Annotated in this window: 14 protein-coding genes; 6 read left to right on the top strand and 8 right to left on the bottom strand. The window is 68.5% G+C overall.

Annotated features, from left to right (window positions below; genetic code table 11):
• Positions 1–20 precede the first annotated feature (20 nt).
• Positions 21–761: a DedA family protein gene (locus tag AWU67_RS03250; protein WP_199922381.1), complete on the top strand. Its 741-nt coding sequence runs from the start codon at positions 21–23 to the stop codon at positions 759–761.
• Between the two features lie 17 nt (positions 762–778).
• On the opposite strand, the gene AWU67_RS03245 is transcribed toward AWU67_RS03250, so the two are convergent.
• The 4 genes from AWU67_RS03245 to murI are packed head-to-tail and all read right to left on the bottom strand — an operon-like array spanning position 779 to position 4,007.
• Positions 779–1,693, bottom strand: coding sequence for a cation diffusion facilitator family transporter (locus AWU67_RS03245; protein WP_067226688.1), 915 nt, complete (start codon positions 1,691–1,693; stop codon positions 779–781).
• Positions 1,694–1,744: 51 nt separating this feature from the next.
• The gene (rdgB, locus tag AWU67_RS03240) at positions 1,745–2,371 is read right to left on the bottom strand and encodes an RdgB/HAM1 family non-canonical purine NTP pyrophosphatase (RefSeq protein ID WP_067226685.1); all 627 of its coding nucleotides are present in this window, start codon (positions 2,369–2,371) and stop codon (positions 1,745–1,747) included.
• Positions 2,368–3,138 (bottom strand): ribonuclease PH, encoded by a 771-nt coding sequence (gene rph, locus AWU67_RS03235; RefSeq protein WP_234407340.1) that lies wholly within the window; start codon positions 3,136–3,138, stop codon positions 2,368–2,370. Before rph ends, rdgB begins: the two co-directional genes overlap by 4 nt.
• An 8-nt stretch (positions 3,139–3,146) precedes the next feature.
• Positions 3,147–4,007: a glutamate racemase gene (murI, locus tag AWU67_RS03230; protein WP_067232025.1), complete on the bottom strand. Its 861-nt coding sequence runs from the start codon at positions 4,005–4,007 to the stop codon at positions 3,147–3,149.
• Between the two features lie 70 nt (positions 4,008–4,077).
• Between murI and AWU67_RS03225 the strand changes: the two genes are divergently transcribed.
• Entirely contained in the window at positions 4,078–5,355 is a 1,278-nt protein-coding gene (locus AWU67_RS03225; RefSeq protein WP_067232022.1) for a nicotinate phosphoribosyltransferase, read from the top strand.
• Positions 5,356–5,462: 107 nt separating this feature from the next.
• On the opposite strand, the gene AWU67_RS03220 is transcribed toward AWU67_RS03225, so the two are convergent.
• Genes AWU67_RS03220 through AWU67_RS18040 form a run of 3 tightly spaced genes read right to left on the bottom strand, consistent with a single transcriptional unit; the run spans position 5,463 to position 9,031 of the window.
• The gene (locus tag AWU67_RS03220; RefSeq protein WP_067226682.1) at positions 5,463–5,750 is read right to left on the bottom strand and encodes a DUF3039 domain-containing protein; all 288 of its coding nucleotides are present in this window, start codon (positions 5,748–5,750) and stop codon (positions 5,463–5,465) included.
• 18 nt (positions 5,751–5,768) lie between these two features.
• Positions 5,769–7,265, bottom strand: a complete 1,497-nt coding sequence (locus tag AWU67_RS03215) for a hypothetical protein (protein ID WP_234407339.1) — start codon at positions 7,263–7,265, stop codon at positions 5,769–5,771.
• 53 nt (positions 7,266–7,318) lie between these two features.
• Positions 7,319–9,031 (bottom strand): ABC transporter ATP-binding protein, encoded by a 1,713-nt coding sequence (locus tag AWU67_RS18040; protein WP_425339193.1) that lies wholly within the window; start codon positions 9,029–9,031, stop codon positions 7,319–7,321.
• 276 nt (positions 9,032–9,307) lie between these two features.
• Here AWU67_RS18040 and AWU67_RS03205 point away from each other — a divergent pair, with 276 nt between their 5' ends.
• From AWU67_RS03205 to AWU67_RS03195, 3 genes are all read left to right on the top strand, one after another.
• On the top strand, positions 9,308–10,000 hold the full coding sequence (locus AWU67_RS03205; RefSeq protein ID WP_067226679.1) for an NTP transferase domain-containing protein: 693 nt from the start codon (positions 9,308–9,310) through the stop codon (positions 9,998–10,000).
• Positions 10,001–10,075: 75 nt separating this feature from the next.
• Positions 10,076–10,873, top strand: a complete 798-nt coding sequence (locus AWU67_RS03200) for an ABC transporter permease (protein WP_067226677.1) — start codon at positions 10,076–10,078, stop codon at positions 10,871–10,873.
• Positions 10,873–11,622, top strand: a complete 750-nt coding sequence (locus tag AWU67_RS03195; RefSeq protein ID WP_067226674.1) for an ABC transporter ATP-binding protein — start codon at positions 10,873–10,875, stop codon at positions 11,620–11,622. The genes AWU67_RS03200 and AWU67_RS03195 overlap by 1 nt, the downstream gene beginning before the upstream one ends.
• Positions 11,623–11,647: 25 nt before the next feature.
• Here AWU67_RS03195 and AWU67_RS03190 read toward each other — a convergent pair whose 3' ends face one another.
• Entirely contained in the window at positions 11,648–12,271 is a 624-nt protein-coding gene (locus AWU67_RS03190; RefSeq protein WP_067226671.1) for a hypothetical protein, read from the bottom strand.
• A gap of 89 nt (positions 12,272–12,360) precedes the next feature.
• Between AWU67_RS03190 and AWU67_RS03185 the strand changes: the two genes are divergently transcribed.
• Positions 12,361–13,305 (top strand): hypothetical protein, encoded by a 945-nt coding sequence (locus AWU67_RS03185; protein ID WP_199922337.1) that lies wholly within the window; start codon positions 12,361–12,363, stop codon positions 13,303–13,305.
• Positions 13,306–13,336 lie beyond the last annotated feature (31 nt).

Here is a 13,336-nt window from a genome sequence, read left to right as displayed (position 1 = left end):
AAGCTAGACTTCCAGACGTGATCCATACCGCTCTCATCCCCTGGCTCGACCCGGAAGTCATCATTGCTTCGGCCGGCCCCTGGGCGCTTGTGGTGGTGTGCGCCATCGTCTTCTCTGAGACGGGACTCCTGGTCGGCTTCCTGCTGCCCGGCGACACGCTTCTGGTCATCTCCGGCCTGCTAACACACACCTCTCTGGTGTTCGGCGTCGACATCTGGTGGGTCTGCCTCGCGATCAGCGTCGCCGCCTTCCTCGGCGGCGAGGTCGGCTACCTGATCGGCCACAAGCTCGGCCCGACGGTCTTCGAACGCAAGGAATCCGGGCTGTTCAGCGTCTCGAACGTGCGCCGCACCAACGCCTTCTTCGAGCGTTTCGGCGCGCTGGCGATCGTGCTGGCCCGCTTCGTGCCCATCGTGCGCACCTTCGCCCCCGTCGCCGCCGGCGTCGGGCACATGAACTACAAGAAGTACTCGCTGTACAACGCGATCGGCGCGCTGCTCTGGGGCGCCGGCCTCACCTACTTCGGCTTCCTGCTCGGATACATCCCGCCGGTGGCGCACTTCGTGCAGTCGTACATCGACCTGATCCTGCTCGGCGCGGTCACGATCACGCTGATCCCGACGATCTGGCACTACATCAGCTCGATGGTCAAGGCCAAGCGGTCGAGTGCTGCCGGCCCCGACGGTGTGACGGATGCCGCAGAGGCCGCCGCACTGGCGCTGGACCCCGAGGTGCTCAACGGCACCAAGGACCACGAGTAGCCCCAACAGGCGCGCCGCTAAGCGTGTGAATGGTCCTCGTGGGCCGCGTGGGTGGCCGGCTCCAGCTGGAACGTGGAGTGGGCCACATCGAAGTGATCCTCGAGGCACGCGCTGAGCTCGTCGAGCAGGCAACCACCGGAATCCCCGCTCAGCACCTCAGGCTCCACCACGACGTGCGCGCTGAAGACGTGGCTGCCGGTCGTGATCGCCCAGACGTGCACATCGTGCACATCGACGACGCCGGGGGTGCGCAGCAGGTGCGCACGGATGTCGGCGACATTGGTGTCGGCCGGCACCGCCTGGCTGAGCACCCGCAGCACGTCCCGCAGCAGCGAGTAGGCGCGCGGCGCGATCATCACGGCGATCGCAAGCGAGGCGATGGCGTCGGCCTTCTCGAAGCCGGTCGTCATGATCACGACGGCTGCGATGATGACCGCCACCGATCCGAGCATGTCGCCGAACACCTCGAGGTAGGCGCCGCGCATGTTGATGGAGTCTTTCGCTCCCCCGCGCAGCACGAACATGGCGGCCACGTTCGCGGCCAAGCCGAGCACCGCCACCAGCAGCATGGTGCCGCCCTGCACCTCGGGGCCGCCGGACTCGGTGAGCCGACGGATGCCCTCGATGCTCACGCTGACGGCGACGACGGTGAGCACGACCCCGTTGAACAGCGCTGCGAAAACCTCGGCGCGCTGGTAGCCGTAGGTCTGCCGTTCGTTGGCCGGCCTGGCGGCGATGACCGTCGCGACCAGCGCGATGATCAGACCGGTGAGGTCGGAGAACATGTGGCCGGCGTCAGCCAGCAGCGACAGCGAACCGCTGAGGAGGGCGCCGACGACCTCGACCAGCAGGAACACGCCGATGATGCCAATCGCGACGAGCAACCGCGTGCGGTTGGTCGTGCGATCGGCGTGGCTGTGGTCGTGTCCCATGGGCTCAACGCTAGGCGGTGTTCCGCACACCACGCCAGCCCATATGCCTAGTTAGGAATGAGTGCCATTCTCAATAGCCTCGAGCAGCACCGGAATCAGCGCGGCGACCGCGCGGGCGCGGTGGCTGGTGGCGTTCTTGACCTCGGGTTCCAGCTCGGCGGCCGTGACCGTCGAGCCCTCCGGGATGAAGATCGGGTCGTAGCCGAAGCCGTGGGCGCCGGAGACGGCTGTGGCCAGGCTGCCCGGCCAGACGCCGTCAGCCACGTGCTCGAACGCCGCCTCCCCCTCGACCGCCGCGGGCATCACGAGTGCGATTGCGCAGTGGAAGGCAGCGGAACGGTGCGGCGCACGGATGTCGGCCAGCTGATCGAGCAGCAGCTGCGTGTTGGCGAGGCTGTCACCGTGCCCACCGGCCCAGCGTGCCGAGAAGATCCCCGGCGCTCCACCCATCACGTCGACGCTGATCCCTGAGTCGTCGGCGAGGGCGATCCGACCGGTGTGCGCGGCGGCCGTCCTGGCCTTGATCAACGCATTCGCGGCGAACGTGGTGCCGTCCTCGACCGGCTCAGGGCCGTCGTAGGCGTGCACGACGGCATCCGGGAGCACCTCGGCGAGGATCCGCTGGAACTCCTCCACCTTGTGCTGGTTGTGGGTGGCGAGCACGAACTCGATGCTCATGCGCCGGCGCCATCGAGCGGGGTCGCCAGGGCGGCCAGCTGCAGCTCGGTGAGGGTCGCGGCGCCACCGACGGCGAGGTCCAACAGCGAGTCCAGCTCGCGGCGGTCGAACGGGGCGGCCTCGGCCGTTCCCTGCACCTCGACGAAGAGCCCGCGGCCCGTGACGACGACGTTCATGTCGGTCTCGGCGCGCACGTCCTCGGTGTATGCCAGATCGAGCATGGGCTCGCCGTCGATGATTCCGACGGAGACGGCGGCGACGCTGTCGATCAGCGGCTGCGCCTTCTGCGCGAGGAACTTCTTGTTCTTGCCCCACTCGAGCGCGTCGGCCAGGGCCACGTAGGCTCCGGTGATGGCAGCGGTGCGGGTGCCGCCGTCGGCCTGCAGCACGTCGCAGTCAATGACGATGGTGTTCTCGCCGAGCGCCTTCATGTCGACGACTGCGCGCAGGCTGCGGCCGATGAGCCGGCTGATCTCGTGGGTGCGGCCGCCGATCTTGCCCTTGACCGACTCACGGTCCATGCGCGAGTTCGTGCTGCGCGGCAGCATCGAGTACTCGGCGGTGACCCAGCCCTTGCCCTTGCCGGCCATCCAGCGCGGCACGCCGTTGGTGAAGGAGGCCGTGCAGAGCACCTTGGTGCGGCCGAAGGAGATCAGCGCGCTGCCCTCGGCCTGGTCACTCCAGCCGCGCTCGATCGTGACGGTGCGCAGGTCGCTGACGGATCGCCCATCGACGCGTACAAGGTCGGAGCTGTTCAAGGTGGTCACGGGGTCTCCTAAAGTGAGGGCTTGGTGAAGTGTGCGGGTGCGGTTCCGGCGAGGCCGGCGATGTTGACGACGCCGGTCTCGACGAGCTCGACGGTCGAGATGTCGGGCCCGATGAGGCGGTGGGCCAGGTTGAGGAAGTCGCCGGTGCTGCCGCCGGTAGCCTCGTAGCGGTAGCTGGGGGCACCGGGCGCCGTGCGCTCGAGGCCCTGGCTGACGAGCGTGCGGTAGACGTCCTTCGCGGTCTCCGTGTCGCTCGAGACGAGCGTGACGTCTTCGCCCATCACGTAGCTGATGGCGCCCTTGAGGAACGGGTAGTGGGTGCAGCCGAGCACGAGGGTGTCGACATCCGCCGCCTTCAGCGGGGCCAGGTACTCCTCGGCGGTCGCGAGCACCTCGGCGCCGGTCGTCACACCTGCCTCGACGAACTCGACGAAACGCGGGCAGGCCTGGCTGAACAGCTCGAGGGTTGGCGCGGCGGCGAAGGCGTCGTTGTAGGCGCGGGAGGCGATGGTGCCCGCCGTTCCGATCACGCCGACCCGGTTGTTGCGGGTGCTGACGACGGCGCGGCGCACGGCCGGCTGGATGACCTCGATCACGGGCACGCTGTAGCGCTCCCTGGCATCCCGGAGCATGGCGGCGGAGGCCGTGTTACATGCGATCACGAGCATCTTCACGCCCTGGTCGACCAGGTCGTCGAGCACCTCGAGCGCGTAACCGCGCACGGCGGCGATCTTCTTCGGCCCGTAGGGAGAATGGGCGAGGTCACCGATGTAGAGGATCGACTCATTCGGCAGTTGATCCTTCACGGCCCTGGCCACGGTCAAACCGCCAACGCCGGAGTCGAAGATCCCAATCGGTGCATCCGTCACGTCGATCAACCCTACTAGGCTGGCCTGCGTGAACAGCTCTGCCCTCCTCACCGACCGTTACGAACTCACCATGGTTGACGCAGCGATGCAGAGCGGAACCGCCGACAGGGCCTGCCTGTTCGAGGCCTTCGCCCGGCGCCTGCCGAACGGCCGCCGCTACGGGATCGTCGCCGGAACCGGCCGCCTGCTCGAACTGATCCAGGCCTTCCGCTTCGAGGATGCCGAGCTCGACTGGCTGCGCGAGAACAACGTTGTGCGCCAGGGCACCCTGGACTGGCTCGCCGACTACCGCTTCGGCGGCGAGATCTGGGGCTACCGCGAGGGCGAGGCCTACTTCCCCGGCTCCCCCCTGCTGACGGTCGAGTCGAGCTTCGCCGAGGGCGTCATCCTGGAGACCCTGATCCTCAGCGTGCTGAACTACGACACCTCCGTGGCCAGCGCAGCGGCCCGCATGGTGTCCGTCGCGCTCGGCCGCCCGATCGCCGAGATGGGCTCCCGCCGCACCGGCGAGCAGTCCGCCGTCGCCGCCGCGCGCGCCGCCTACATCGCCGGATTCGACGCCACCAGCAACCTGGAGGCCGGGCGCCGCTGGGGGCTGCCCACGATGGGCACCGCCGCCCACGCATTCACGCTGCTGCACGACAGCGAGGAGGACGCCTTCCGCGCCCAGGTGACGGCCTTCGGCCCCGGCACCACCCTGCTGGTCGACACCTACGACATCCGCGCGGGCGTCGAGCTGGCCGTCGCCGTCGCCGGCACCGGCCTCGGCGCCGTGCGCATCGACTCCGGCGACCTCCCGACGGTCGTGGCCGCGGTGCGCGAGCAGCTGGACAGTCTCGGCGCCGTCAACACGCGCATCACCGTCACGAGCGACCTGGACGAGCACACCATCGCCGGCCTCTCCGGCTCCCCCGTCGACGGCTACGGAGTGGGCACCTCCGTCGTCACCGGCTCCGGCGCCCCGGCAGCCGGCATGGTCTACAAGCTGGTCGCGCACAAGGGCGACCGCGGCGAGGACTGGATCCCCGTGGCCAAGGCCAGCGCCCAGAAGATCAGCGTCGGCGGCCGCAAGAGCGCCTTCCGTCGCCTGGATGCCACGCGCACGGCGCGGGAAGAGATCGTGGACGTGCAGGGCGTCGGGGCCGATACCCCCGCCGGCACCTCGAACGAGTCGGAGCGCGAGCTGTTGGTGCATCTCGCGCACAAGGGCGTGCCCGACGAACGCTACCTCGGCCACGCCGGCACTCTGTTGGCCCGCGAGCACCGCGCTAAGGCGATGCAGGAACTGCCGGTGCAGGCGTTCCGTCTCGGGCTGGGCGATCCCGTCATCCCGACCACGTACCGATAGCCCGAGGACCGCACCGCCGGCCACGGGCATCCGCAATCGAGAAGCAAGAAAAGGCTCCAAAACCTGAGTTTTGGAGCCTTTTCTTGCTTGTCGATGCGTGAGGCGAGTTACTCGCTCTTCATCTTTTCGTAGATCTCTTTGCAGCTCGGGCAGACGGGGAACTTCTCCGGGTCGCGGCCCGGGGTCCACTTCTTGCCGCAGAGTGCCCGCACGGGCTTGCCGGTCAGGGCCGACTGCAGGATCTTCTCCTTCTTCACATAGTGCGAGAAGCGCTCGTGGTCGCCGGGCTCGATCGACTCCTGGTTGAGCAGTTCTTCGAGCTCACGGTCGAGGGTGGACGTTCCGCCGCCGGGCATACCCGGGTCGGCGATGCTCGCGCGGAAGAGTTCAGACATGCCTCAAGAATACCGCGCCTACGCCCGCAAGGCGGCTGCGAGCAGTTCCGGCCCGCGCCGCTCGAAGGTGCGCGCGCCCGCCGCGACGCCGATGATCAGCGCCACGACGCCCACACCGCAGCCGGCGAGCAGCGACGCCAGGTGCCACTCCGGGTTCTGCGTGAAGCCGAGCACGGCGAAGCCGACGGCCGGGGCGGCGAGCAGGACCGTGCCGAACAGGGTGAGCGACTGCACGAGTGCTGCAGCCGTTCCCGAGGACTGCGGCTGTGCGAACGGGCTGTCCCCCGGCTTCGTGACCGGGTAGGGGAAGCGGGCGGAGGTGTAGCTGCCGAAGCCGAGGCCGCCGAGGAACAGGCACGTGCTCACGCCGAGCAGCGACGGCATCGCCGACCAGTCCTGGTGCAGCAGCATGCTCACGCCGGTGCCGAGGCCGATCACGATCACGCCCAGGACGAGCGCCGGAACCAGCCGGCCTATCCGGTCGGCGAGACCGCGCGTGCCTGAGGTCACGTGCAGCCAGATCGCGGTGCTGTCGTAGGCCACGTCGTTGTGGATGGTCCAGCCGAGGAACAGGCTCATCACGGGCACCGGCAGCAAGGCCAGGTAGCCGCTGCCGACACCGCCGACGCTGAGCGAGAGGATCAGGATGACGGGGAGCACGGGGATCATGATCAGCGACACCCAGTAGCGGGCATCCCGCGTCCAGTAGGTGATGCTGCGGGCGGCGATGGCCCCGCTCGGGTTGTGCGGCAGCCGGTCGAACCAGCCGATGCCGTGGTACGCCTTGCTCGGTGCCTCCCGGCTGGGCGTCACCAGCATCCGCGCCACGAGCGCCTGCCAGGCCAGCCAGAGCAGCCAGAGGGAGGCGCCGGCGATGAGCAGCTTCAGCAGTGCCTGGCCCCACTCGCCGTTGGAGGCGTCGCCGGGGATCGCCCAGACGGCGCCGAACGGCGTCCAGCTGAGTGCGTCCGCGAGTGCAGAGAACACGGTGGCGCCGTTCTCGGCCCAATCCACGTTGCTGAGCAGGATCACGACCGGCGAGATCATGACGATCGCGAACAGGCCGATGACGCCGGAGAACTCGCGGGAGCGCCGGGTGGAGAGCAGGAAGGAGGCAACAGAGGTGGTGACCCGCGCCAACAGGAGGCAGGTGGCCAGTGCGAGCGCTGCCGCCATGATCGCCAATAGCGTCTCGCCGATGCCGCGAGTCCAGGTGAAGATGTAGCCGACGAGCACGATGGAGAGCGCGACGGCCGGGACCCCGATGAGGGCGCTGAGCGCGAGGCCGAACGAGAGGGACCGGTTGGGCATCCCGAACAGCGCGAAGGCGCGCGGATCCATGGTGTCGTCCAGGCCGAAGATCAGCGGGATGATCAGGAATCCGAGCACCACCAGAGAGCCACCGATCACGATGATGTCGCGGATCGGCTCGGTCTCCGGCACGAAGCGCAGAGCGATGAGGGCAGTCGTCAGGAGGACAGCCAGGCCGAGGCCGTAGGCCAGCCCGAGAATCATGCCAACGAGCTGCCAGGGACTACGCCGGAACAGATTGCCCAGCAGTCGGAGCTTTAGTCCGAGAAACTGTGCAACCATTCCATCCCCTCCGCAGCCTTGCGTCCACCGGCGAGCTCGACGAAGCGCTCTTCGAGCGACGCCTTCCCCCGTACCTCGTCGAGTGTTCCGGATGCCAAGACCTGGCCCTGCACGATGATGGCGACGCTGTCGCAGACGCGCTCGATCAGGTCCATGCCGTGGCTGGAGAGCACCACCGTTCCGCCGGCGGCCACGTAGCGCTGCAGGATCTCGATCAGGTTCGCAGCCGAGACGGGGTCGACGGCCTCGAACGGCTCGTCGAGCACCAGCAGGCGCGGCGAGTGGATCATCGCGCAGGCGAGGGCGATCTTCTTCGTCATGCCGGCGGAGTAGTCGGCGACCAGGCGGTTGAGAGCGTCTTCCAGACCGAAGGCAGCGGCCAGATCGGCCGAGCGCTCGCGCACCGAGGCGTTGTCGAGGCCACGCAGGATCCCCGAGTAGTACAGCAATTGGGCGCCCGTGAGCCGGTCGAATAGCCGTAGCCTGTCTGGCAGAACGCCGATCGCGCGCTTGGCGGCGCCGGGGTCGCCCCAGACGTCGATGCCGTGCACCTGCACGCTGCCGGAATCCGGTCGCAGCAGGCCGGTGACCATGGAGAGCGTCGTCGTCTTGCCGGCGCCGTTGGGCCCGACGATGCCGTAGAAGGATCCGGTGCGCACGGCCAGGTCGATGTTGTCGACGGCCCGCATCTCGCCGAATTGCTTGCTGAGCGTGCTGATCTGCAGCACGACGGGGGCGTCGGATGCCGGGGCGACCGCTGCGACCCGACGCGCGTTCTTCTTCTTCGCGCGGGCCGCGGCGGACGGCGGACGGACAGCGGGCGTCTCATCGGCTGGCGCCTCGGCAGCGGACGTCTCGTCGGCTGGCGTCTCGTCGGCGGGCGTCTCGGCGGCGGGCGTCTCGGCGGCGTCCGGCGTCGGAGCAGCGGCCTCCGCAGCGGCGACGACCTCCACCGCGGTGGCGGCTGCAGCGCTGACTGCGGGGGCGTCCGCTACGGGCTCGGGCTCAATTTCAGGTGCGAGCTCGGGTTCAGGCTCAGCTACCGGCTCGGGAGCGGGAGCGGGAGCGGGAGCGGGCTGGACCGGCTTGGAGGCGGCAGCGGCGACCGTGAGGTGGCCGTCATCCACGACCTCGGCGGCCACGGAGACGGCGGCCGCTGTCGCGGCGATCTTCGCCGCGGCTGCCTTCGTAGCCGCAGCCTTCGTTGCAGCGGCCTTGGCAGCCGTCGTCTTGGCCGTGGTCGACTTCACAGCGGCGGATTTGGCTGCGCTGCTCTTGACGGCCGAGGTCTTCGCGGCCGTGGAGCTGGCGGCGCTGGACTTGGCGGCCGTTGCCTTCTTCGCCGCGGTCGCCGTCGTTGCGGCGCCCGTCTTCTTCGTGGCGGCGGTCGTCTTGGCTGTCGTCGTCTTCGCGGAGCTCGTCTTGGCTGCCGTCGTCTTCGCGGCTGCCTTCTTGGCGGCGGTTGTCTTCGCGGCAGCCGTCTTCGCAGCGGGCGTCTTGGCGGCCGTCTGCTTCGGTGCCGCGGTCGTCGCGGCATCCGCGGTCGCTGCGGGGGCCTTCGTGGCAGCGGTCGTGCGCGCCGTGGTGGTCTTCGCCGGGGTTCGCTGGGTACGCCCCTTCGGTGCGGCCGCCCCCGAAGTCAGTTCTTGGGGAGCGGTGTCAGTGGCGTCGTACGGCAAGGAAGTCACTCAGCAAAGCTACCAAAGACCCCGCCCGCAATCGCCGTGTGCACGGCCCGAACCCGGAATCCGAATCTGTGAAAGTCCCGAGCAGCACATAACGAAGTGGATACGTTCCGCCGCTCACGGCAGCCCCCAAGTAGGTGCCACGGTAGAATTCCGGGAGGCATAATGGCGTGTCTTAACGTAAACGTACGGGTGAACCCGCGGTGAACAGTGCACGAGAGAAGCTCGCGACGCTGCACCAGCAGCGGTTCTCCCGATCTTTCCTTGAGGAGCCTCATCGTGACCACCCAGGTCGTAATTCTTGCCGCTGGCATGGGAAGCCGTCTCGGACGCTCGCTGCCGAAGCCGCTCACCGAGCTGAGCGATGGCCGCACCATCATGGGCCAGCAGTTCGACAACATCGAGCACGCCTTCGGCGACACCGCCAAGGTCACCATCGTCGTCGGCTACAAGCTCGAGCACATCATCGAGGCGTTCCCGCAGGCGTCCTTCGTCTACAACGAAGAGTACGACCAGACGAACACCTCCAAGAGCCTTCTGCGCGCCCTGCAGGCGTCGCAGCCCGGCGGCGTGCTCTGGATGAACGGCGACGTCGTCTTCGACCCGCGCATCCTCGACCGCGCCGCGGCCATGATCGCCCGCGACCAGAGCTTCGTCACCGTCAACACCTCGAAGGTCTCCGACGAAGAGGTCAAGTACACGACCAGCGCCGAGGGCTACATCAAGGAGCTCTCCAAGACGGTCAAGGGCGGTCTCGGCGAGGCCGTCGGCATCAACTACATCTCTGCCGCCGACAAGGCCGTGTTCCAGCGCGAGCTGGCCAAGGTCGGCGACCAGGACTACTTCGAGCGTGGACTCGAGGTCGCCATCGAGAAGTTCGGCCTGCTGGTCGAGCCGGTCGATATCTCCGACCTGTACGCGGTCGAGGTGGACTTCGCCGAAGACCTCGCCCGGGCGAACCTCTTCGTCTAGTCCCATTAGCTTCGTCAGCAGTTCGCGGGGTCGTAGTGCACGACCAGTGCGTCGCGCGCCCATACGATAGTGCCTGTGAGTTCAATCGCTGAGGAGCGCCCGGTCTGGTCGCCGTTTGCACGGTACCGTCATGCGCTCTGGCTGCTCACGCGCCGCGATCTGCGGGTGCGCTACTCGACGTCGGCGCTCGGCTACGTCTGGTCGATCCTCGACCCGCTCATCATGTCGGGGATCTACTGGTTCGTCTTCACCCAGGTGTTCCAGCGCCCCGTCGGCAGCGATCCGTACATCGTGTTCCTGCTCACGGCATTGCTGCCGTGGATGTGGTTCAACGGCACGGTCTCCGACTCGACCCGCGCGTTCCTGCGCGAGGCGAAGCTGATCCGTTCGACGAAGATCCCGCGCACCATCTGGGTCAACCGGCTCGTGCTCTCCAAGGGCATCGAGTTTCTGGCGTCCATTCCGGTGCTCGCGCTGTTCGCCATCGTCGCCGGCGCCACCGTCAACATCAACATCCTGCTCTTCCCGCTGGCGATCATCATCCAGACGGTTCTGACCGTCGGTATCGGCCTGATCGTCGCGCCGCTCGTCGTGTTCTTCCGCGACCTGGAGCGGGCCACCAAGCTGGTGCTGCGCTTCCTGTTCTATGCCTCGCCGATCATCTACGGCACCTCCGACCTGCCAGAGAACCTGCACTTCTGGGCCGCGTTCAACCCGCTCACCGGAATCTTCGGGATCTACCGGTCCGGGTTCTTCCCCGACGAGCTCGACTGGTTCGCCGTCGCCGTGTCTGCGGCTGTGTCGCTCGCGCTGCTCGGGCTCGGCGTGCTCGTCTTCCGGCGCCTCGAGCGCGCCGTGCTGAAGGAGATCTGATGCCCACCACAACCGAGGTGGTGATGACGGTGCAGGATGCCGGCATCCGCTTTCGTCGCAATCGTCGCGGACGGCGCAACTTCAAAGACCTCTTCGCTGGCGCAAAGAGGCGCAGCCGGCCCGGTGAGTTCTGGGCGCTGCGCAATGTGAGCATCGACGTGCACGCCGGCGAATCGATCGGCGTCGTCGGGCGCAACGGCCAGGGCAAGTCGACGCTGCTGAAGCTCGTCGCCGGCGTGATCCTGCCGGACGAGGGCACCGTCGACGTGAAGAAGGGCGTCGCCCCGCTGATCGAGATCACCGGCGGCTTCGTCGACGATCTCTCGGTGCGCGACAACGTCTACCTGACGGCCGGCCTGCACGGCATGACTAAGGCCATGATCGACGCCCGCTTCGACGAGATCATCGACTTCGCCGAGATCGGCGACTTCCTCGACACGCCATACAAGCACCTGTCCAGCGGCATGAAGGTGCGCATCGCCTTCGCCGTGATCTCCCGGCTTGAGGAGCCGATCATCCTCGTCGACGAGGTGCTCGCCGTCGGCGACAAGGCGTTCCGCGAGAAATGCTACAAGCGCATCGAGGAGCTGCTGGCCGGCGGCCGCACTCTCTTCTTCGTCTCGCACAACGAGCGCGACCTGCGCCGCTTCTGCACGCGCGGCCTCTACCTCGACAAGGGGGCTCTCGTGCTCGACGCCCCGATCGCCGAGGTGCTGGCCCGCTACAACGCCGACTACGGCGCAGCCTGACCTACCCGCGGTGAGCCGCGCCTGCTCAGGAGTCGAGCGGGTCCATGCCCTGCGCGGCGCGCAGCTGCTCGGTCTCGGCGTCCAGCACGTCCTGCGGCTTGCCTGCGTCCCTGCGCACCCGGTAGCGGCCGGAGAGCAGCGAGAGCCGGTCGGCCGGGCTCTCCAGGTTCACCTTGTCGAGCGCACGCAGAGCGATCGCGTACCAGCGCTCGGCCAGCGCCAGTTCGTCGGCCAGCTCGAAGCTGGAGGCGATCATCTCGTAGATGCCGAGCTCGGATGCCCCGCCGGTGCGCACCTCGTCGGCCAACGCCAGCGCCTCATCGCGCTGGTCCAGCTCCAGGTGTAGCGAGATCAACGTCGGGTGCGCCTCGAACGGCTGCGCGGACGGGTGCGCGGCAGCAGCACGGGCAACCCGGAACCCCTCCTCGTAGTCGCGGCCCATCTGCAGGTGCTCAGCGGCTACGACCAGCAGCTGCGCCGGGGTCAGCCCCTCGTCGAGCGTGTAGGCGTCGGCATCCGTCGCCCACTCCTCGAAGATGGCGGCCTTCTCGAGGTGCTCGGCCACCCCACCGGTGACGCTGCCCGCCACCTCGTCGAAGTCGCGGAGTTCCAAGTTGTCGATGTCGTCTTCGGTGATGAGAGTGGCCATGCCCTCAGGCTACCGCCGACCCGGTGCTGCGCCCGGCGCTCTCGGCATTGGCTCAGGCCGGCGGGGGTGGCAGCATCTAGGATCGGCTCGTGGCCAGAAAAGTGAAACCGATCATCTCGCCCACCGGGGGCACGCCCCGCGGTGGCGAGCTGCCGCACGGCCTGGTGCGCGGAATCGACCGGGCGCTGGCCGTGCAGCGGCCCATCGTGGTGGCGCACATCCGCTCCATCCGGCGCAGGTATCCGGATGCCACCCCCGACCAGCTCGTGCGCATCCTGGAGTTGCGCTACCTGGCCGCCGTCACCACCGGCGGTGCAGCCGTCGGCGCGACGGCGGTGATCCCTGCGATCGGCACCGGCGTCACGCTGGCGCTCTCCGGCGTGGAGACGGCCGGGTTCCTGGAGGCGACCGCGTTGTTCGCCCAGTCGGTGGCCGAGGTGCACGGCATCGCCGTCAACGACCCGGACCGCGCCCGCGCGCTCGTCATGACGCTCATGCTCGGTCGCGAGGGCAGCGACCTGGTGCGCAACCTCGCCGGGCAGTTCACGGGCGGCACGTTCACCCGCAACATGTACTGGGGCGAGATGGTGACCAGCGCCATTCCCGCCACCCTGATGGGTCCGCTGCTGGACCGCATGAAGACGGCGTTCATCCGCCAGTTCGCGGTGCGCGGCGGCGCCAGCGTGGTGGGCAAGGCACTGCCCTTCGGCATCGGTGCCGCCATCGGCGGCATCGGCAACAACATGCTCGGCAAGCGCGTGCTGCACAACGCCCGGCTCGGCTTCGGCGCGGCGCCCCCGACGCTGCCGTTCGAGCTGGAGCCGGTGGAGCGCACCGTGACGCTGCGTGCGGGCGCGAACCGGGTCGCCGGTCTCGGCACGTCCGTCGTGCGCGGCGGCGCCCGCGTCGGTGGCGCTGTGAGCGGCGCCGTCGGTGGCGCGTTCGGCGGGGTCAGCGGGGCGGTGGGCGGCGTCATCCGCAAGGCCCTGCCCCGTGGCGGCGCGGATGCCGCGCCCGAGGCCCCCGGCGCGTAGCCGGTCCGCGGAGACGAGCCGCGACACGCCG

The organism is Microterricola viridarii, from assembly GCF_001542775.1.
Classification (GTDB): Bacteria; Actinomycetota; Actinomycetes; order Actinomycetales; family Microbacteriaceae; genus Microterricola; species Microterricola viridarii_A.
Note: the sequence above shows the minus strand (reverse complement) of the source record. Positions and strands in the feature narration are given on the sequence as shown.